At 43.1% G+C, this 20,318-nt stretch carries 16 protein-coding genes; 8 read left to right on the forward strand and 8 right to left on the reverse strand.

Translation table 11 applies throughout. From position 1 onward, the window contains the following. Positions 1–2 precede the first annotated feature (2 nt). Both AAEY99_RS07780 and cysC read left to right on the forward strand, forming a co-directional pair. Positions 3–1,727 (forward strand): SLC13 family permease, encoded by a 1,725-nt coding sequence (locus AAEY99_RS07780; RefSeq protein WP_101086068.1) that lies wholly within the window; start codon positions 3–5, stop codon positions 1,725–1,727. 45 nt (positions 1,728–1,772) lie between these two features. Next, positions 1,773–2,396, forward strand: a complete 624-nt coding sequence (gene cysC, locus AAEY99_RS07785; protein ID WP_101086067.1) for an adenylyl-sulfate kinase — start codon at positions 1,773–1,775, stop codon at positions 2,394–2,396. Between the two features lie 275 nt (positions 2,397–2,671). Here cysC and AAEY99_RS07790 read toward each other — a convergent pair whose 3' ends face one another. From AAEY99_RS07790 to yjjX, 6 genes are all read right to left on the reverse strand, one after another. Further along, a complete protein-coding gene (locus AAEY99_RS07790; protein WP_162022332.1) occupies positions 2,672–3,838 on the reverse strand; it encodes a membrane dipeptidase in 1,167 nt (388 codons plus the stop codon). A gap of 27 nt (positions 3,839–3,865) precedes the next feature. Beyond that, entirely contained in the window at positions 3,866–4,321 is a 456-nt protein-coding gene (locus AAEY99_RS07795; RefSeq protein WP_101086063.1) for a SufE family protein, read from the reverse strand. 65 nt (positions 4,322–4,386) lie between these two features. After that, positions 4,387–5,691, reverse strand: a complete 1,305-nt coding sequence (locus tag AAEY99_RS07800; protein WP_351009919.1) for an aminotransferase class V-fold PLP-dependent enzyme — start codon at positions 5,689–5,691, stop codon at positions 4,387–4,389. Positions 5,692–5,803: 112 nt separating this feature from the next. After that, a complete protein-coding gene (locus AAEY99_RS07805; protein ID WP_182744245.1) occupies positions 5,804–6,844 on the reverse strand; it encodes an NADP(H)-dependent aldo-keto reductase in 1,041 nt (346 codons plus the stop codon). A gap of 143 nt (positions 6,845–6,987) precedes the next feature. Next, on the reverse strand, positions 6,988–7,509 hold the full coding sequence (locus AAEY99_RS07810; RefSeq protein WP_182744246.1) for a GNAT family N-acetyltransferase: 522 nt from the start codon (positions 7,507–7,509) through the stop codon (positions 6,988–6,990). After that, the gene (yjjX, locus tag AAEY99_RS07815; protein WP_182744253.1) at positions 7,502–8,074 is read right to left on the reverse strand and encodes an inosine/xanthosine triphosphatase; all 573 of its coding nucleotides are present in this window, start codon (positions 8,072–8,074) and stop codon (positions 7,502–7,504) included. The genes AAEY99_RS07810 and yjjX overlap by 8 nt, the downstream gene beginning before the upstream one ends. 278 nt (positions 8,075–8,352) lie before the next feature. On the opposite strand from yjjX, the gene AAEY99_RS07820 reads away from it, so the two are divergent. Continuing rightward, entirely contained in the window at positions 8,353–9,156 is an 804-nt protein-coding gene (locus tag AAEY99_RS07820) for a DUF4097 family beta strand repeat-containing protein (protein WP_351009924.1), read from the forward strand. Positions 9,157–9,330: 174 nt separating this feature from the next. Next, positions 9,331–10,119: a ribonuclease H family protein gene (locus AAEY99_RS07825; protein WP_162022336.1), complete on the forward strand. Its 789-nt coding sequence runs from the start codon at positions 9,331–9,333 to the stop codon at positions 10,117–10,119. Between the two features lie 94 nt (positions 10,120–10,213). On the opposite strand, the gene AAEY99_RS07830 is transcribed toward AAEY99_RS07825, so the two are convergent. Next, positions 10,214–10,663 carry a GNAT family N-acetyltransferase gene (locus tag AAEY99_RS07830; protein ID WP_101086056.1) on the reverse strand — a complete coding sequence of 150 codons (450 nt, stop codon included), beginning with the start codon at positions 10,661–10,663 and terminating at the stop codon, positions 10,214–10,216. A 531-nt stretch (positions 10,664–11,194) separates the two neighbouring features. Here AAEY99_RS07830 and mdh point away from each other — a divergent pair. From mdh to AAEY99_RS07850, 4 genes are all read left to right on the forward strand, one after another. Beyond that, positions 11,195–12,130, forward strand: coding sequence for a malate dehydrogenase (mdh, locus tag AAEY99_RS07835; RefSeq protein ID WP_011638612.1), 936 nt, complete (start codon positions 11,195–11,197; stop codon positions 12,128–12,130). Between the two features lie 268 nt (positions 12,131–12,398). Next, entirely contained in the window at positions 12,399–13,361 is a 963-nt protein-coding gene (locus tag AAEY99_RS07840; protein ID WP_254439860.1) for an extracellular catalytic domain type 1 short-chain-length polyhydroxyalkanoate depolymerase, read from the forward strand. Between the two features lie 218 nt (positions 13,362–13,579). Then, entirely contained in the window at positions 13,580–15,859 is a 2,280-nt protein-coding gene (locus AAEY99_RS07845; protein WP_101086055.1) for a TonB-dependent receptor, read from the forward strand. Positions 15,860–15,975: 116 nt separating this feature from the next. After that, positions 15,976–16,653: a response regulator transcription factor gene (locus AAEY99_RS07850; RefSeq protein ID WP_101086054.1), complete on the forward strand. Its 678-nt coding sequence runs from the start codon at positions 15,976–15,978 to the stop codon at positions 16,651–16,653. 155 nt (positions 16,654–16,808) lie between these two features. Here AAEY99_RS07850 and AAEY99_RS07855 read toward each other — a convergent pair whose 3' ends face one another. After that, complete coding sequence (locus AAEY99_RS07855; RefSeq protein WP_351009927.1) at positions 16,809–20,315, reverse strand: hybrid sensor histidine kinase/response regulator; 3,507 nt, start codon at positions 20,313–20,315, stop codon at positions 16,809–16,811. Positions 20,316–20,318 lie beyond the last annotated feature (3 nt).

Consider the following 20,318-nt stretch of genomic DNA (forward strand, 5'->3'; position numbering starts at 1 on the left):
TAATGAGCGAAATATGGTTGTTAGCGATTATCTTGTTAGCACTGGTCGGTGGGCTTCTTGCTGGGCTTGCAAAACCGGCCGCCATGTTTTTTTTCGCTTCATTACTTTGTTATATCCTCGGACTAGTTGACTTAAATGTAGCGCTTGGCAGCTTTACTAATAACGGACTAATTACTTTAGTGCTGTTGGTGCTGGCTGCCACAGCACTCGAGAAAACCTCATTACTGGGCAAATTAAGCCAAGTGATAGGGAAAGGCTCGTTATTTTCTACCCTGGCTAAATTAGGTATATCGACGGCGTTGTTGTCGTCGTTTACCAATAACACAGCTGTTGTGGCTTCGTTAATTGGTGTTGTGCGCCGTAATCAAGCGCATGCTCCTTCTAAGTTATTACTGCCACTAAACTATGCTGCAATCCTCGGTGGCACGCTTACGCTCATTGGTACTTCTACCAATTTGATTGTTAACTCATTTGTTGAAAATGCTGGCCTTGAACCTCTGGGATTTTTTGAGTTCTCACAAGTTGGTGCATTAGTTGTCATAAGTGGTCTAGTGGTGTTGACCATTATGGCTAATTTTTTACCCGATAGGCGTGAAGAGTCCGAAGATGAAGCATTGCCTTATCTATTGGAAGCTCATGTTGCTAAAACCTCTACTTTAGTGGGTAAAAGTGTTATTGATAACCGTTTGCGCGCACTTAAAAAACTCTACTTAGTTGAATTAGAACGCAGCGGTATACGTATTTGCCCTGTGCCACCACAAATGGTGCTGCAAGCCGATGACGTTTTGCGTTTTAGTGGGGCGGTTGAGTCGGTTGAGTTATTGCATCAGTTTGATGGTTTAGAGTGGTTTGGTAAGCAGCATGCTAAAGGCCAAAATTTGGTTGAAGCGGTATTAGCGCCATCATCAAGTTTGGTTGGCACAACCTTAAAAGATTCGCGCTTTCGTGAAGTCTTTGATGCAGCCGTGATGGCTATTCGTCGTGGTCATATACCGTTAAAAGGTGGACTCGGCGATGTGGTTTTACAACCCGGTGATGTGTTACTGCTCACGCCAGGCGATCGTTTTTCTAAGTGCCCTAATTTAACCAGCGACTTTGCTGCCGTTAGCGGCTTAGACTTAAGCGTGCGTTTAGATGAAAAACGCGGTAACTGGGTACTTGTTGGGTTTGCACTAACCATTTTGGCGAGCATTTTTGAGCTATTACCATTAGCCAAAGGCTTAGTTTTATTATTACTCAGCTACGTGGCGATTGGCGCGATAACCTTAAGTGAGCTTAAACGTCGCTTCCCGCTAGAACTAGTGGTGATTGTAGGCAGTGCCTTAGGCTTAGCTAACTTAATGGTCGCAACCGGCTTAGCAGACGTCATGGCACAAACTTTATTGAGTGTGTTTAATGGTTATGGTGTGTTTGCCGCCTTTGTTGGAATTTACCTGATTACGTTAATTGTCACTGAGCTGATAACCAACAACGCCGCTGCAGCACTTGCCTTCCCGGTCGCTTATGCGGTCGCGACCAGTTTTGGCGTCGATCCTCGGCCGTTTATTATGGCGGTGGTATTTGGCGCAAGCGCGAGTTTTATTTCGCCTTACGGCTATCAAACTAATCTCATGGTATTTAATGCCGGTAACTATAAATTAAGCGATTTTATCCGCTTAGGTTTACCGTTATCCATCGTATATTCATTAGTGGTTATTTTTTCGATCCCGTATTTCTTCCCGTTTTAACAAAGAATTTTAGTGTGGTGTAATAACCATTCGATAGGAGTAGTGATGAGTAATATTGTTTGGCATCAACATGCCATTGACCAAGCTGCCCGTGGCGCCCAAAAAGGCCAAAACCCAGTATTGTTATGGTTTACGGGATTATCAGGCTCGGGTAAATCAACCCTTGCCGGTGCATTAGAACGGGCGTTATTTGAGCATGGTTTTCATACCTATTTACTTGATGGTGATAACGTTCGACATGGTCTATGTAAAGACTTAGGCTTTAGCCTTGACGATCGCGATGAGAACTTACGTCGTGTTGGCGAAGTGGCTAAGTTAATGGTTGATTCTGGCTTAGTGGTGCTGTCTGCATTTATCTCGCCAACCCGTGAAGAACGTGATCGCGTCCGGGCATTATTCCCACAAGGTCAGTTTGTTGAAGTCCATGTGTCTACACCATTGAGTGTGTGTGAATCGCGAGACCCGAAAGGCTTGTACGCTAAAGCTCGCAAGGGAGAGATCACTAACTTTACCGGTATTTCATCACCTTACGAAGTGCCTGAATCAGCAGAGTTAACCATAGATACCAGCAAAGGTGATCTTGATACTCAGGTACATGGTTTATTAGCTTACTTAAAAGCGATTGATGTGCTTAATCCGCCAAGAGAAATTGCTGGTGCAGGGATTTAAACTTCCCTAAGTCGACTACATAAAAAGGGTTGATTATTTTATCAATACCTTAGCCAGATTAAGAGATAGGTTCTAGGAACTCGCAAGCTCGCCAGAGGGCGGTGCTTCGCTCCTTCTAGATACTAGATCGCTGCGCAGCCAGGTACTAGGACGCTTCGCGGCTAGATGCTATAAAATCTTAGCAGCGAAGCTTCCCCTATCCCTGAGATAACAAGCCAGCGTTTGCTTGTTATCTTTTCTTTAGCAGACCGAAGGTCGTTTGGGCATATGGTGCATTAAACTAACACCTGTTTGAGCACTCTTTGCCAGTTTTCACCCATAAAACGATCGCGATCGGTAGATTTGAAACGGGCTTTTTTCAAGGCATCGTCGATGCGGCTCATGCGGTCGATACTGTTTAATTCTGGGATCACTACATGCTTGGGTTCAACGTCAAAACCTAATACATTTTTGTCTTCTAAGGTGTGCCACCATTGGAGATATTCTTTTATCCCTTCGCTATTATTGTTATCTAACGCTAATAGGTTTTCTTGACCACGAAGTGGGAAATCATTGGCGATGGCTACGCAATCAAAGCCGCCCACTTTAGAAATATAAGCAAGTTGCTTTATGTAGTCTTCTATCGTTGGAATTGGCTTGTTGGTGAGCCAAAAACTCATCATGAACACCCCAAATACTCCGCCGTTATCGGCAATGGCACGGATAACTTCATCGGGTGAACAACGGGCATTGTTGACAATAGCGCGCGCAGCACCATGACTTAGCACTACCGGAGACTGGCTGGCTTTTACTGCATCAAGGGCCGTTTGGGCGCTTGAGTGACTCACATCGATAAGAATGTTTTTCCGATTAAGCTCTGTTATGAGCTCACGCCCAGCGGCGGTTAATGGGGTATTTAAACTATTCAAGCCATTATTATCGAATGCACCACCGGCATAGCGATTACCATAATGGTGTGTCAGCTGCAGTACCCGTAAACCCTGTTGATGCAAATTATCTAGTTGTTGCCATTCATTACTTAAACCGTCATTTTCAACACAATCAGCGCCTTGAATTTGAAAAAACACCGCGGTTTGTTGCTGCGTTTTAGCTTTACTAATGTCAGTTCCTGTAAGCCCTTGCAGATACACGTCTGGATTGGCTTTTACTGAATTAGCCGCTTGGGTAATACTGTTGATGCAGGCTTCATAAGTGCGTTTGTAATTTTTAGTGCCATCAGCTTGTTCAATGGTTTCAATCGCCGAGATATCGGCGATAAAAGCGTCGAGTTTTGAGGCTTTAACGTCATTGATGTCGGTCGGTAAAAATGATAAACCATCAATGTATAAACGACGTGGTTTAGCTGCCCATGCAGGAAATGAGCTTAAAGGGCTTAATAATGTGGCTGCTCCAAGGCCTTTTAAGATATGACGGCGAGCTTGGTTACAGACTTTTTGGGTCATTATTATTCCTTAGGGTTGGCAGGTGTTTCAGGTACCAACATCTTGTGTATAGGCAACGATGGCTTGCGCTAACGCAGTTAAACCATTGGTACGAGATGGACTTAATTGGCCGCTTAATCCGAGACGATCAAAATACTGTTTTACATCAAATTGCTGTATTTGCCCGGTGGTTTTACCTTGGCAGGCGACCAGTAACAATCCAGTTAAGCCTTTTACAATACGGGCGTCACTATCGGCCAGATAAAAATGCTGGCCATTTAGTGTGTAATGGTACAGCCATGCTTGGCTTTCACAGCCTTTAACTTGTGCGTCTGCCTGTTTAAATTCCGGCGCGAGTGGTGGTAATAATTTCCCCAATAACATTATCTGACGGTATTTATCTTGCCAGTTATTGGCTTGCTCAATGAGGTTAACGGCTTCAACTAATTCATCCGATAAAGGCGAAAATAACTGCGGTGAAGGTGTGGTGCTTGGACTTAACATGGTAATTCAAATAACCTCGGTTGTAGAGAAAAGATACATCAGGAGCCGCGTGTTGTACCTTAATACTATAACAATAACTCTTTTACAGTATTAAGTGCATGAATAAATTGATCAACATCTTGCTTATTAGTATAGATGCCAATAGAAGCACGGCAACAGCCACTTAAATTAAGGCTGGCCATCAATGGCATAGCGCAATGATGACCACAGCGAACAGCCACAGCTTGTTGGTCGAGTAAAATCCCCACATCTTGGTGATGTTCACCTTGCAGATTAAACGCCACCGCACCAATATTATGGCGTTGACCATCAGCGCAGTGCTTATCATCAGATCGGCTATCACCAGGGTGACTATTATTGGCAATACCATACAACTCAATAGCGCCAAGCTGTTGCAGTTGTTGCTGTAAGTAGTGCAGCAATTGTTGTTCATGTGCGAGTATTTGCTCGCGAGGAAATTGTTGTAAAAAACCAATGGCAGCCCCTAGGCCAATGACTTCTGCGATAGCGGGCGTTCCAGCTTCAAGGCGATTTGGTAGCGTACCAAACTCAGTATGCTCAAAACTCACGGTTTTGATCATCTCGCCGCCAGTGAGCATTGGGGTTAATTGATCGAGCTCAGTATATCGACCATATAAAATTCCCACGCCCGTTGGCCCATACATTTTATGGCCTGAAAACGCATAAAAGTCACAATCAATTTGTTGTACATCAACAGGTAAATGGGCAATGGCCTGAGCGCCATCAACTAAAGTTAACGCGCCCACGGCTTTGGCTTTTGCGACTAGCTCATTGACTGGGTTTAATGTGCCTAGTGCATTTGACACATGGCATAGGGCAACTAGTTTAGGCTTAAGCTTTAATAGTTGATCAAAAGCGGCTATATCCAGTTGCGCATCTATTGTCAGCGGAATCGGTTTGATCACAGCGCCAGTGCGCTTTGCCAGTTCCTGCCAAGGAACAATATTGGCGTGGTGGGCTGCGGTATCGATTAATATCACATCATTCGCTTTAATCTGCGAAGTCAATCCGTAGGCCACCATATTGATCGACTCTGTGGTGCCATGGGTAAAAATGATTTCGTCTTGACGCGGGGCATGAATAAATTCAGCCACTTGTTGCCGAACGGCTTCATATTGCTGAGTTGCCCGCGCAGACAATTGATGCGCCGCACGGTGCACATTGGCGTTGTTGAGTTGGTAGTACTCGGTCATCGCATCAATCACCGCTTGCGGTTTTTGGCTCGTTGCTGCGGTGTCTAAGTAGCACAAAGGATGATCGCCAATGGTCTGTTTAAGTGCCGGGAATTGATCGCGTAATGCTTGATGATCAAATAAAACGGCAGACGATGATGACGATGCAGGCTTCATAAATAAGGGTTTCTGTATTGAAAAGAAAAGGCATCAAGATCTTCAGTGATCTTGATGCCCATTGCAAGGTTTTGTGGCGATAAGCTCAATTTGTCTGGCGGTTATTGTTTTCCTACGGACAAGGGAAACGATATAGCGCTGATAGCTCGTTAATTCTTATCATCAGTTCGTCAGATAAGCTGACCTTGTGGCTGTCGATATTTTGCTTTAGCTGATGCAAGTTCGTGGCGCCTATAATGTTAGCGGCAACAAATTTGCGGCTATTGACAAAGGCTAAGGCCATTTCGGTGGGTGACAAACTAAACTCGCGGGCCAAATCGATATAAGCTTGCGTCGCTTGCAGTGCCATTGGGGTACTGTTGTAGCGGGCAAAGCGTTTAAATACCGTTAAACGTGCGCCTTCAGGCCACTGATTATTTTCGTATTTACCGGTTAAGGCACCAAAGGCTAACGGCGAATAAGCTAATAACGGCACATCTTCCCGATAACTGATTTCAGACATGGCGATTTCGTAGCTGCGATTAAGCAAGTTGTAAGGATTTTGCACACTGATAATACGTGGCAAATCGTGCTTTTCGGCTAATTTTAGGTATTTCATAAAGCCCCAAGGGGTTTCATTAGAAATGCCGATATAACGCACTTTACCTTGCTTAATGATTTCCGCTAAGGCTTCAAGTGTGTCCAAAATAGGGGTGTAGTGCTCTTCTTCGTCGTGTTCATACATCATTTCGCCGAAGAAATTAGTATTTCTATCCGGCCAATGCACCTGATACAAATCGATAGTGTCGATTTGTAAGCGTGCTAATGAGTCATCAACGGCTTGATGAATGTTGCGCCAGTCAAGAGCCATATCTTTACGGATGTAATCACCTTTACCACCAGGCGCAGCAACTTTAGTGGCAATCACTAAATTGTCGCGATTACCTTGTGCTTTAAGGTAGTTACCAATAATGCGTTCGGTTTCGCCCTGGGTTTCGGCTTTAGGTGGTACAGGGTACATTTCAGCGGTATCGATAAAGTTAACGCCTTGACCGATAGCATAATCGAGTTGAGCAAAAGCTTCGGCTTGAGTATTTTGTTCTCCCCAAGTCATGGTGCCGAGGCAGATTTTACTCACCTCAAGGTTAGAATGCGCGATACGTTGATATTCCATGATCATCCTCCTATGGAATGTGCTTAATCTGAGGCTACCAAGCTTTTGGGTGATTGCAAAGCGCTATAATAAAGTCGTAGTAAAACTGTTTAAAAAACAATCTAATACCGCTGATATCTGATAATAATGGAGTGTTTTACACGTTATAAGCTCATTATCATCGCAATTTCACAGGCATCATGGCCGGTTTCGCCTAAATGCTGACAGTGGCTAAAGCCCAGTTTTTCATAGAGTGCTAGTGCTTCAACTAGCACTGCCGTGGTTTCTAAATACATCGATTGATAGCCTTGTTGTTTGGCGAACTCAATACACTGACGGGTTAATGGCTTTGCCATACCTTGACCACGTATAGCGCGAGAAAAGTACATTTTTTGTAATTCACATACGCCGCCATTTTTTGCTAATGGCGCAATACCTGCGCCGCCAACCACTTTGCCTTGATATTCAATCACCCAGTATTGTGAACCTTTAGCTTGATACACCTCACTTAAACAGTCGAGGGTTTTATCGGCCACGCTAAAACCTTTATCTGGGGTTAAACCATATTCTGCAGACACTTCACGGATCACCGCGGCCAATGCAGCATCGTCATGGGGTTGTAACATTCTAATCAAGGGCGCTTGCAAGCCGTCCTTGGTTGTATTTGCTTGCTGATTTTCAGTCATTAAATAATTCCGCATTGATAAAGGGAGCCATTGCCAGCACTAATGCTTGGGTATAAATGCTTTCGCGGGTGGCTAAACCTCGAGTTAGCAAGCCAATCGCGCCACCTTTTTGTTTAATATTATGAGTGTTAAATACTCGGTCCATTACTTTGCCAAGTTCTTCACCTGCTTGTAAAGCGTTAAAAATTGATAGTGGTAACGGCAAATTAGCGCTTCGACCAACAGATAATGTGTCGTTATGGATAATGGCCATGTAAGCAAAGGTGGCAGGGCTGTGATCAAACTGATCTACTCCGCCTTCCATTGCCACATAAAAGTCAGCATGTTGATCGACTATTTTTGCATTGGCTTGGCAAAATTGAGCACGGTTGATGGCACCCAATTTAGTTTCTGCTTCGGTCATTGGTTGGTCTGCGACCAGTGATGGCGCATGCATGCCAGTGCAATCAATACGAACATCAGGGAAATATTGTCCAATAGCTTGTTTTGCTGCATTGATTTTAACTGGGTTGGTTGAACCAACAATAATAGTTAACGTTTGTGGTATCGCAGGAGAAGTCGGCATAGGGTTATGTTCTTTTTTGTTTGAGTTAACCATGATGATCACAGTGGTGAAGTTAACCACATTGTATGGGATTTTAACCATTTTGGGTTTGATGACGAAGTTACTTTTATTACTGTTAATTGTAAGTTGTTGTAAATATTAATTTTGTTTAGTTGGTATGAAACCTGCTAACTAACTGTTAATTGCCGCTAACGCGCACTAACCACAGTTTACTCATATTAAGAGCATTTGTTTGGCGGCCTAAGCTTATTGTTATCCTCATAAAGGGAATTAATCTTATGTCTATTCGTATCGCAACCATTAGTGTCACAGTCGGGCTTATTCTGGGCGCCACCCTATTCGGTGCTTCGCAAAGTGAAGCAGAGTCAGTATTTTCGTCATCATCAGAGCAAAACCATACAAATCTTAACTTAGTACAGCAGCAATTGAATCTTGATGCTGGATCATTAACTGAGTTAGTCGCTAATACTGGCGCCGGCAAGTTAACGATTGTCGGCGTTGAAGGCCTAAAAGAAGTCACCGTACATGCTGATATCTACACCCAGTCATTGGATCAAGATGACATCGAAATTAAGCTCAGCTTGACCCGAAAAGGTGATAAGGGCTATTTATTATCAGAAATACACAGTGATCATTATTTCGGTGAATCACCTTATATTGATTTATTGGTAGAAGTACCAGCGGCGCTCGCATTGAATATTAAAGACGGTTCAGGGCCCATCCAAATAGATGATGTTAGTGCGGATATTGAGTTGATCGATGGCTCTGGCAGTATTGTGATGAACCACATTGGCAAATTGGTATTAGTTGATGGTTCAGGCTCTATTAATATTAGCGAGGCTAAAGGCGCGATTGAGTTGCAAGATGGTTCGGGCTCCATTCGCATTAACCATGTTATTGGTGATGTGAGTATTGAAGATGGTTCGGGTTCAATCAAGGTTAATCAAGTCTCCGGATTAGTTAAGATAAATGATGGTTCCGGTGGCATTGATGTGGCTAACACCAAAGGTTTGACCATTGTTAATTCGGGTTCTGGTAGTGTCGATTATCAAAATATCGATGGCCCACTAACCCTAGACTGATGCTCTGCCACATTAAGCTCAGGTAAATCAAACTTAAGCTTATTTGGTCAAGATGTTCAAGTTAACTGCAACTGCGGCACGCATCATGTATTTTTGTTTCAAAGCCAAGTTTAATCATGGCATGATGCAAGCACGTTATTAGTGAAGTTAGCATTGTTGAAGTAAGAGTTAATCATGGCAAAGAAGTTTTACGTAGTATGGGCCGGTCGAGAAACGGGCATTTTTACCAGTTGGGATGTGACTAAGCGCTCAGTAGATAAATATCCACAAGCCAAGTACAAATCCTTTGCTACAGAAGCAGAAGCCAAAGCTGCATTTGCTAAATCTCCTGCAAGCAGTATAGGCAAAAGTGTGCCAGTAAAAGCGGCAGGTCGTTCATCGACAGAGGCTGCAGGGGCTGGAACATCAACCAAAACTCTTAGCGCTAATCAAGCAGTGTTAAGCCAATTTGATGTGGTTATTTACACCGACGGAGGTTGCGAACCCAACCCTGGTAAAGCGGGTTCTGGGATGGCGATATACCGCAAAGGCGAGTTAGCCGAATTATGGTTTGGTTTGTTTAATCCTAATGGCACCAATAATACTGCCGAGCTCAATGCGCTGCACCAAGCATTAATTGTGGCTAAAAAGGTCCTAGACGCGGGCGAAACCGTGCAAATCATGAGTGACTCACAGTATTCGATTAAATGTGTTTGTGAGTGGGCATATGGTTGGAAAGCCAAAAGCTGGACCCGAAAAACCGGTGAAATCGCCAATCTGGAGATTATCAAGCAAGCACATGGGCTATATGATGCAATGAAAGCCGATTTAGTACTTCAGCATGTCGCTGCCCATATTGGTATTGAAGGTAATGAGTTGGCAGACAGAATGTCGATTCATGCGATTGATCAACAGCACAAAGGGTTTAGTCAATTTACTGCGCCACTGGATATCAGTAAAATTCTCGCGTTGCGAACAGGCTAGTTATTGTCGTAATCTCTGCTGAACGCGTTAAATTCTTTAAACGATAAACACAAAAGAGCCGGATTATTCCGGCTTTTGCATGTGTGACTTACGATTACTTAGTATTTTCTTCGTACATTAAATAATGGCTTTGCTCCATCCCTAATGATTCATAGGTTTTTTGGGCTACTTTATTGTCATGCTCAACATACAAACGGAAACTGGCGGTGCCACCGTTTTCTGCTGCTAAGTCTTTTACCGCTTGATAAAGCTTGCCATAAATACCCTGACGACGATTCTGTGGACGTATATACACACTCTGGATCCAGTAATAATTACTTGCGCGCCAGTCACTCCACTCATAGGTGACCATTAACGATCCGGTAATTTCGCCGTCAACTTCGGCGACTAAATATACCCCACGTTCAGGATGGGTAAGCAGTCCTTCAACACCGCGAGTCAATTGTTCAGTGTCTAATGATAGGTTTTCGGTTTCCATTGCCATGGCTTGGTTAAACTGAACTAGGGCGTGCAGGTCGGCATGTTGGCCTATTCTTATTGTCATGTTTTTCTCGTTTTTATAGGATGATCTGCAGCCATCATAACGCGACACTCAATAAAAGTATTGGCTTGTTGCGTCAGAAAATGTGTACGAAATGAGTTAAGGCTCCAATATTTATGGCTTTAAACAGGATGAAAGACCCAGTTCAATAACGGTAAAACTCATCAATACAAAATCAACATTTTAATGCCTAAAACAAACATATCGATATTGCTTAACCCGCTTGATAGGGTGATTACAACTCCACAATAAAACAGCTGAGTTATATTTGTTCAATATAAAAACTCTCAAATGTTGGTTTTTTTCGGTATAACGAAGATGAAAAATAATCATATTATCGATGTTTTTTGCCGTATTTTTACACGGATTCATGCTGCTAATACTCGGCGTTACGCCAGTCTGTGCGTGGATCAGGGCTTACTTATTTACGGTCCTCCACTAACGTATAATTGAAATTATTGTGACGATGCAGTAATGTGACGCCACGACGATTTAGATCTATGTCACAAACTGCATAAATTGATGGAGATAATTATGAAAGTTGCTGTATTGGGTGCTGCTGGTGGTATTGGCCAGGCTCTAGCTTTACTGTTAAAAACTCAACTGCCTGCGGGCTCAAAGTTGTCTCTATATGACATCGCTCCTGTTACTCCTGGTGTTGCGGTTGACTTAAGTCACATCCCAACAGATGTAGAAGTAAAAGGTTTTGCTGGTCAAGATCCTACAGATGCATTAGTTGGCGCAGACGTAGTGTTAATGTCTGCTGGTGTTGCGCGTAAGCCTGGTATGGATCGTTCAGATCTATTCAACATCAACGCTGGTATCGTGCGTAACCTAATGGAAAAAGTGGCTGTAACTTGCCCTAAAGCATTAGTGGGTATTATTACTAACCCAGTTAACACGACTGTAGCGATTGCTGCTGAAGTATTAAAAAATGCCGGTGTTTATGACAAAAACCGTTTATTCGGTATCACAACACTTGACGTTATCCGTAGCGAAACCTTCATCGCTGAGCTTAAAGGCTTAAACGTTGCTGACGTTAAAGTTAACGTGATCGGCGGACACAGCGGTGTGACTATTCTTCCACTACTTTCTCAAGTTGAAGGTGTTACTTTCACTGATGAAGAAGTAGCAGCAATGACAACTCGCATTCAAAACGCAGGTACTGAAGTTGTTGAAGCTAAAGCCGGTGGCGGTAGCGCAACATTATCAATGGGCCAAGCAGCATGTCGCTTTGGTTTATCATTGGTACGTGGTCTACAAGGCGAAGCTAACGTTGTTGAATGTGCCTATGTTGACGGCGGCAGTGAGCACGCTACATTCTTCGCACAGCCAATCCTACTTGGCAAAAACGGCGTAGAAAAAGTATTACCTTACGGTGAAATCAGCGCATTCGAAGCTAACGCTCGCGATGCAATGTTAGACACCCTTAAAGGTGACATTAAATTAGGCGTTGAATTTGTTAAGTAATTAACAAGTCGATGGTCTAAAAAACGCGAAGCCAAGGCTTCGCGTTTTTTTTGGTTTAAAATGCCTAGCATCTAGCATCTAGCATCTCGGTTTATTGCTATTCGATTATTCACATTGTTTACACCCACAATTCTTCATTGCTACAGGCTCATCATCTAATCTTTCATCGCCTTACCGACATTAGTTTTCCATGTGGATCTAAAGTGCCATTGCTGTTTGGAGCAAAATTCTGCAAGTTACTAATATGTTAAATTTGGAAACCGCTGAAATGAGAAATAAAAAATACAGCTTAACCATGCCGCTGCTTTTACTGGGTTGGATTTTTTCGATGCTACCGGCTCAAGCAACCGATACGCCTTATATCCCACTCACCGATTTTGGTGATAATCCTGGTGCGCTGACAAGCTTTTATCTTCCTGTGACGCAAGGCTCAAATGCTTCTCCTGCTGGGGATTTATCTTTGGTGGTGTTACTGCATGGTTGTATTCAAGACGGTGTCGAATTGGCTAACAAAAGTGGCCTAACGTCATTGGCGTTAGAGCATCATTTTGCGGTTTTAGTGCCACAACAAAGCTATGACAATAACGTAAAGGGTTGTTTCAACTGGTTTGCAAGTCAAGATACGCAGATAGACAGTGGTGAAATGTTATCGATAAAAAACATGATAGTAACTACTCAAGAAAAACTAGCTGCCAAGCATGTTTATATCATCGGGTTATCTGCTGGTGGCGCCATGGCGAGTGCGGCAATCGTCAATTATCCAAATCTATTTCAAAGCGGTGCGATCATCGCTGGCTTGCCATATCCCTGTGCCGATAATTTGATCAAAGCCATCTCTTGTATGAAGCAAGGACCAGCGCTATCGGTTGAAGAATTAGCTCAATTTGCCAAAGCAATACACCCTCAACAAACTCGTTGGCCTTCGTTGAGTATCTGGACGGGTGACAGCGACAATGTGGTCAATGCTAACAATGCGCAAATGCTCGCATCTCAATGGCAAGTGTTAACTCAATCTAACGCTAAGCCAACGGTGTCAAATGAATCTGGATACAGTATTTCACGCTGGAAAGATGCTCAAAATAACGCGTCAATCGAACTCGTCACTATTAACGATTTTGGTCACGGCATTGCCGTCAATCCAGACATAAAACATGGAGGTGAAGAAAGTGACTATCTGCTTAGGGCACCCATAAGCAGTGTGACTGAAGTGATTAAGCTTTGGGGGCTTTAATCAAGGTTAAATTTATAACATTATGTTTTTGTTATTAATTAATCGTTTGTTTTTTTAATATCTAGACCAAAACACATACTACTATAGTACCGATTCAATGTTGTTAAAAATGCTATACAGTCAATATGTGAACAGATAGTAATAAATCGAAATCAGTCGTAAATCAGAATTAGTAGTAAGTAAAACCATTAATAATAAATATTACAACGGGGATCTGTATGAAACAGAATACTATTAAAATGAGCTGTATTGCCTTAGCCATTTCGTCAGTGTTAAGCGCGCAATATGCCGTTGCCGCAGAAGAACAAAATAACAGCGGCGACAAACAACCTGTGTTAGAGCGTATTGAAGTGACAGCACGCAAAACAGTTGAAAGCTTGCAAAATGTACCTGTGGCAGTGACATCGGTCAGTGCTACCGAGTTGGCAGAAAACGGCATCAGTGTGATGACTGAAATTCAGCAGTTTTCGCCCAATACCACATTACAATCTAGCCGAGGCACTAACTCTACGCTTACCGCTTTTATTCGTGGTGTGGGTCAAGAAGATCCACTTTGGGGTTACGAGCCTGGGGTTGGCATTTACATTGATGACGTCTATATTGCGCGTCCGCAAGGTGCAGTGTTAGACATTCTTGATGTACAACGTATTGAGGTACTTCGGGGGCCACAAGGCACGTTGTACGGCAAAAATACCATTGGTGGCGCAATTAAGTATGTTACCAAAAAGATGTCTGGCGATAGTGAATTAAGTCTTAAAGGTACCGTCGGCAGTTATGGCCAAAAAGATGTCAAAGTGGCAGGGCAGTTACCTATTGTTGATGACAAGCTCTATGTCGGTTTTGCCTTTGCGAGTTTAAACCGTGACGGTTTTGGTGAATTTAAAACCTCGGCATTAGATGGCCAAGATACCGAAAACTATAATAAAGATGTAATGGCGGGTCGCTTAAGCGTTGAATACACACCTAACGACGATCTGTTTATGCGTTTTACGTATGATAAAACCCAGGATGACTCCAACTCAAAAGGCGGCTATCGCCTACTTCCTAGCTTATTAACTGATGCACCAGTACCTGATAGCAAATATGATTCTTACACCAGTATGCCTACATGGAACAAAGTAGAAACAGAAGGGTGGAGCGCGACGGTCGAATATAACCTCAATGAAAACTGGAGCGTAAAGTCGGTCACAGCCAAGCGTGAAGGCGAGTCGCTAACCAACATCGACTTTGATAATACCAGCTTACGTATTTTCGACGTGCCAGCTATCTACGAAGATGAGCAATTTAGCCAAGAGTTTCAGGTGAACTATGTTGGTGACAATCTCAACTTAGTGTCGGGGATTTACTATTTTGACGGTGATTCTTGTGGTGTTTTCGATGCTATTTTAGAAGAAGCCTTTAAAGCATATGGTGGGCTAACTCGTGAGGTGAGTGGTTGTAATAATAGCGAAAGCTACGCTGCTTATGTGCAAGGTTCATACGACTTTACTGAAAAGCTATCGATGACATTAGGCGGCCGTTACACCCGCGAATCAAAAGAAGCCACGGTTTATAATGGCGTGATATTCGATAGTATTTATCCTGAAACGGGCTGGTATCCTGGATTTGTGCGCGATGACGCGTTAATTGAATCTCAAATACCTAAAGTGCTCGATGATGAAGAAACATGGTCTAAATTCAATCCGCGAGTCGGTTTAGAATACCAAGTGAGTGATGACATGATGGTGTTTACCAGCTACTCACAAGGCTTCAAATCGGGTACGTTTAATCCACGAGCAACAGGTGCTGAACCCGCGGTTGATCCAGAAACGGTTAATTCATATGAAATTGGTATGAAGAGCGAATGGAACGATAATCTTCGCGTCAATGCCACGCTATTTTACCTCGATCATAAAGACAGGCAGTTTGTCACGGTGTTACCAGGAGAGGACAGTTCAGACCTTAATCAGCGTTTAGGAAACATCGGTAAGTCTACAGCGACAGGCCTAGAGCTTGAAGTTGAATACGCTGCGACAGATTCACTTAACTTATTTGCTAATCTTGGCTTAATTGACGCCACTTTTGACGAGGTGATTTCATATGACGAGCTGGGTAATAAAATTGATATTAGCGACACTTATACCATTACCAATACCCCAGATACCACTGCAAACCTAGGGTTTAGTTACAGCATTGAAGCTGATGTAGGCAGTTTTATCATTAATGGTAATTACTACTACCGCAGCGATTATGACTTAGCGGTTGTGGATAATCTATTGAGTCAAGATGGATACGGATTGCTGAATTTTGGTGTGAATTGGTATAGTAATGATGGCCATTGGAATGCTGGATTACATTGGAAAAACGTCACTGATGAAGAGTATTTAGTGGGTAACTACGCCTTTGTCACGCCAACAGGCAATGGCGATTTTACGCCAGGGCTAGGCGGCGATAACACCTTAATTGGATATTATGGCGACCCAGAGACCATTTCATTAACCGTTGGCTATGTCTTCTAAAACCTTGTTTAATTGATGTAGATAAGGATAGCCGGTCTCTTTAGAACCGGTTATTCTTTTTATTGCTTATAAAGAGTGAACCATAACAATATCAACGCAATGTTAGGGAGCCAATGATGTCTCAAATTAAAGTGGCCATTGCAGATGACCATCCACTATTTCGTGCCGCGTTAACCCAAGCCGTGCTTAAAAGTGTTAACAATGCACAAGTGCTAGAGGCGGAAAACTTTCAGGAGTTAATCGCTATTGTGGAGCAGCACTCAGATATTGAGCTTATCTTTATTGATTTGCATATGCCGGGAAACGATGGTTTTACTGGACTGACGTTATTGCAAAATCACTTCCCCGATATCGTGGTTATCATGGTGTCATCAGACGACCAGCCGGAGATTATCCGTAAGGCGATCAATTTTGGCGCCAGTGCTTTCATTCCAAAATCAGCCAATCTAACCCAAATATCGACGGCGATTGATACTGTGCTTGAAGGAGGTGTTTGGCTTCCAGATCACACCAATATCAGTGCCGATCAACACACCGCCGCAGAACATCAACGTTTAGCAAAGCAATTAGCTCAACTCACACCGCAGCAGTACACTGTGCTGGCCAATATTGCCAATGGTAGGCTCAACAAACAAATAGCGTATGATTTAAACATTAAAGAAACCACAGTAAAAAAACATGTCTCAGCGATTTTACTCAAACTCGAAATCAATAATCGCACGCAAGCTGGGCTGGTGTTTCAACAATTAATGATTACTTCAACTGAAAACCAGCAGGTGGATGTACAAGCATAAATCGATTGCCCTAACGAACGGTTATTGTCGCAATGAATAGTTATCGCCATTGATTGCGGTTACTGATCGATAATAAGAATCGCGATAAAAAGAGTTAACTCAAATGCCTCCATATGAGGCATTTTTTGTGGTCATTAATCTATTGAAAATATTAGTTATTCAGGCGTCAGTTGTTTAATGATCCGCTTTAAGGCTATTGCCTTAAGTGGTTTACGCACAAAGCTAAATTGAGCACTGCTGGTGTGTTGCCTAACGGCTTCCGAAGGGTCCGCAGAGCAGATAACACAGGTGGGTTGGTTACGGCTTATCGTCAGGTGATTGGCTAATAAATACTGTACTAAGTCCACACCATTTTTATCATCTTCTAAGTGATAGTCAGCAATAATCAGTTTGGGTTGTGGGTTATTGGCCAATTGCAGTATGGCACTGGGTTGGTCTTTTGCGGTAATGACATTGCATCCCCAATCGCTGAGTAATGTAGAAATCGCTTTTAGCATCAGGTCGTCATTGTCGATCACCATTACAGTGATATTAGCGCTGTCACTGCTTATCTCATCTTCGGCTGTTTCAATCACTTTAAGCGGCTTTTTCTGCTGTAATACTCGGGGTATTTCAACACTAAAACACGTCCCTTTGCCTACTTCAGAATGCAGCGATATGTTGATATCCAACAACTTGGAAATTCGTTCACATATCGCCAAACCTAGCCCTAATCCCGGAATTTCACGAGTGAGCTCTAAGCGTTCAAATTCACAAAAAATGGCTTGCTGTTTATCCAGCGGAATACCTGGGCCATTGTCCCAAACTTGGATTAATAAAGCGTGCTCAAGTCGCCTGACGCCTAATAACACTTTAGGGACAAACTCAGTATTGTTAGTCTGCCCGTTTACTTTATTGTCAGGCGTAGAGGTTTGGGATATTACTTGCTGATTGCGTTTGCCTGAAGGGGAATAATGAAACGCATTAGACAAAAAGTTCTGAATAATACGCCGCAGTAGCCTTTGGTCGCTTTCTACAAAACAAGAAGAGACTTGGTAATTAAAATCAATACCTTGTTGAACCGATAACGCCTTAAATTCATTAACTAACGTTGACAGTAAATCATCAATCGCAAATTGGCTTTTTTCAGTTTTTAGCGAGTTACTGTCTAAGCGAGATATCTCAACCAGATCTGATAGTAAGCTTTCCACCACGTTTAAGGAGTCTTCAATATTGGTTGCCAAGTCATACAGTTCCGTTGATTTAACCCTTTGCTTCAACATTTCAGTGAATAAGGTTAAGGCATTAAACGGTTGCATTAAGTCATGGCTGGCCGCGGCCAAAAAGCGGGTTTTACTGCTATTAGCAGCTTCCGCTTCAGCTTTGGCTTTTTCCAGTTCTTGGGTGCGGCTTTCAACCCGTTTTTCGAGTGTTTCATTGGCCAGTTGTAAGGCTTTTTCTGCTTCAATGTGGGCAGTAATATCAGCAAAAGTACTCACAAAGCCGCCGCCTGGCATGGCTTGGCCGCGAATCTCCAGTACTTTTCCATCTAACATCGTGCGTTGGAAATGATGAGGGCTACCACTGCGCATATGAGCTAAGCGCTTTTCAACTAGCTGGTGAGCCTCGTCACCGACAATAATACCTCTGTCGATATTAAATCTAATCAGCTGTTCAATTTGCAGTCCTGCTTTGACGTAATCTTTAGGGTAATCAAGCAGTTCAATATAGCGTTGATTCCAAGCTACTAAGCGCATATCGGCATCGACAACACTGATGCCTTGCTCAATATTCTCCACGCCAGATTGCAGCAGTTCTCGGTTAAATTCAAAGATTTGGCTGGCTTCATCGACAATGCTAACTACATCTTCTAGTGGCACCTGCTGGCTGCGTGATGCGGCATTCATCACCATTCGGGTAGAGGCTGAACCGAGTACGCCAGACAGTTTTAAGCGAGTATAATCAACAAGCAGTTGTTGCTGGTTTTTGCCTGCGAGTTTTTTTGACTCTGCAATAAGAGCATCGGCTTCATCTTTGTTGATAAAACGATTTAATAAACTGGCTAAATCTTCTATAGATAAGTGCCGTTCTAGTTGCACATGTTTTCTATTTACAAATAAATCAGCTTGTAAAACCTCGCCAACGCTTTGCTCTTTAAGCAGAGATATCATCACAAAGCAACCAATGTTAGCCACTAAACTGTAAAATACGCCGTGGCTAATATTGTCCAAACCGGTTAAGCCAAACAAGGCTGTCGGCGTTAGCCATGTGATATCAAATAAGCCAAATTTAACCCAATGAGCATCGGGAAAGGTAACCGGTAACAGTAAGGTATAAAGCCAGACAACACTGCCCATTATTAGCCCCACAAACGCGCCTTGAGTGGTGGCACTTCGCCAATATAAGGCGCCTACTGCGGCGGGGGCAAATTGAGATAACAGTACAAATGACAGCAAGCCAATACTAGCTAGATGATTTTGCTGATCGATAAAACGTTCAAAGGCGAAAGCTGACAAAAGAATGACTGCGATTGAGAATCTGCGTAAATTTAATAAAATGCCGGATAATTGCGGGGTTTGCTGAGAACCAAATTTCTGTAATCGTAATAGCAATGGCGTTAACACTTCTGTCGAAATCATCGTGCTTAGTACAATAGCTGCCACAATCACCATTGCGGTTGCGGCAGCCAGTCCACCGACATAAACCAATATTCCTAACCATGCTTGTTGATAAAAAAGCGGTAATGTCAGCACATAGGTATCGGCACCAACACTGCCACCCGGGAAGCTAAGCTGTCCGGCTAATGCAATCGGCAACACAAAAATATTAATTAATAGCAGGTATAACGGCACCATCCAACGTGCTGATTTGAGCTCTTTGTCATGATTGTTTTCAATCATCATCATGTGAAATTCTTGCGGCAAAGCGTAGATAGTAATCGCACCCAAAATAACCTGAGAAACCACAAGGTAAGTCGAGTCTGATTGGCTGGTTTGTTGAATATGTTGACCTTGGCTGAGCAAGTCACCAAAGCCATCGAATATAAAGAAGGTGGCAAAAATACCCACGGCTGTCAGGGCAAATAACTTAACGATAGAGCTAAACGCAATGGCCAGCACTAAGCCTTGATTATGTTTACTGGCAGACAGCTGGCGGGTGCCGAATAAAATACTAAAGATAATTAATACAATCGTTACCACAAATGCGGTGCTAATACCGGACTGAAACGTACCGGTTAGTAAATCAAAGCTGGTACTAATCGCTCTTAGCTGCAATGCGATATAAGGAATGGTGCCAAGTAGTGACACGATGGCAACGCTGGCAGCAATTTTAGGCGAACGGTCAAAACGGCATGCAATAAAGTCGGCAATAGAGGTCAAGTTTTGGCTTTTAATTATTTGCAGCGTGCGCATTAGCATAGGCCAAGCAAGCACCAAACAAATGATCGAACCAATATAAATGGGGGCCAGCCATGCGCCAGTTGTTGCTGCTTGTCCAACGGTGCCATAAAACGCCCATGATGTGCAGCATACCCCTAACGACAGGCTATAGACCCACGGCTTTTGGGTTAATTTTTTTATGGAACGATTTTGCCCCCACTGTGCAACCACAAACAGCATTGCAAGATAAGCAATCGAAATTGAACTAATTAACCAAGTATCAATAGATAACCAAGCCTGCAAGTT

It is taken from the genome of Shewanella sp. S1-58-MNA-CIBAN-0166 (assembly GCF_040310085.1).
Lineage (GTDB): Bacteria > Pseudomonadota > Gammaproteobacteria > Enterobacterales > Shewanellaceae > Shewanella.

What these genes read in the sequence shown, in the direction of transcription:
- AAEY99_RS07780 (WP_101086068.1), top strand. Translation starts at nt 3, where the DNA reads ATGAGCGAAATATGGTTGTTAGCGATTATCTTGTTAGCACTGGTCGGT.
- cysC (WP_101086067.1), top strand. Translation starts at nt 1,773, where the DNA reads ATGAGTAATATTGTTTGGCATCAACATGCCATTGACCAAGCTGCCCGT.
- AAEY99_RS07790 (WP_162022332.1), bottom strand. Translation starts at nt 3,838, where the DNA reads ATGACCCAAAAAGTCTGTAACCAAGCTCGCCGTCATATCTTAAAAGGC.
- AAEY99_RS07795 (WP_101086063.1), bottom strand. Translation starts at nt 4,321, where the DNA reads ATGTTAAGTCCAAGCACCACACCTTCACCGCAGTTATTTTCGCCTTTA.
- AAEY99_RS07800 (WP_351009919.1), bottom strand. Translation starts at nt 5,691, where the DNA reads ATGAAGCCTGCATCGTCATCATCGTCTGCCGTTTTATTTGATCATCAA.
- AAEY99_RS07805 (WP_182744245.1), bottom strand. Translation starts at nt 6,844, where the DNA reads ATGGAATATCAACGTATCGCGCATTCTAACCTTGAGGTGAGTAAAATC.
- AAEY99_RS07810 (WP_182744246.1), bottom strand. Translation starts at nt 7,509, where the DNA reads ATGACTGAAAATCAGCAAGCAAATACAACCAAGGACGGCTTGCAAGCG.
- yjjX (WP_182744253.1), bottom strand. Translation starts at nt 8,074, where the DNA reads ATGCCGACTTCTCCTGCGATACCACAAACGTTAACTATTATTGTTGGT.
- AAEY99_RS07820 (WP_351009924.1), top strand. Translation starts at nt 8,353, where the DNA reads ATGTCTATTCGTATCGCAACCATTAGTGTCACAGTCGGGCTTATTCTG.
- AAEY99_RS07825 (WP_162022336.1), top strand. Translation starts at nt 9,331, where the DNA reads ATGGCAAAGAAGTTTTACGTAGTATGGGCCGGTCGAGAAACGGGCATT.
- AAEY99_RS07830 (WP_101086056.1), bottom strand. Translation starts at nt 10,663, where the DNA reads ATGACAATAAGAATAGGCCAACATGCCGACCTGCACGCCCTAGTTCAG.
- mdh (WP_011638612.1), top strand. Translation starts at nt 11,195, where the DNA reads ATGAAAGTTGCTGTATTGGGTGCTGCTGGTGGTATTGGCCAGGCTCTA.
- AAEY99_RS07840 (WP_254439860.1), top strand. Translation starts at nt 12,399, where the DNA reads ATGAGAAATAAAAAATACAGCTTAACCATGCCGCTGCTTTTACTGGGT.
- AAEY99_RS07845 (WP_101086055.1), top strand. Translation starts at nt 13,580, where the DNA reads ATGAAACAGAATACTATTAAAATGAGCTGTATTGCCTTAGCCATTTCG.
- AAEY99_RS07850 (WP_101086054.1), top strand. Translation starts at nt 15,976, where the DNA reads ATGTCTCAAATTAAAGTGGCCATTGCAGATGACCATCCACTATTTCGT.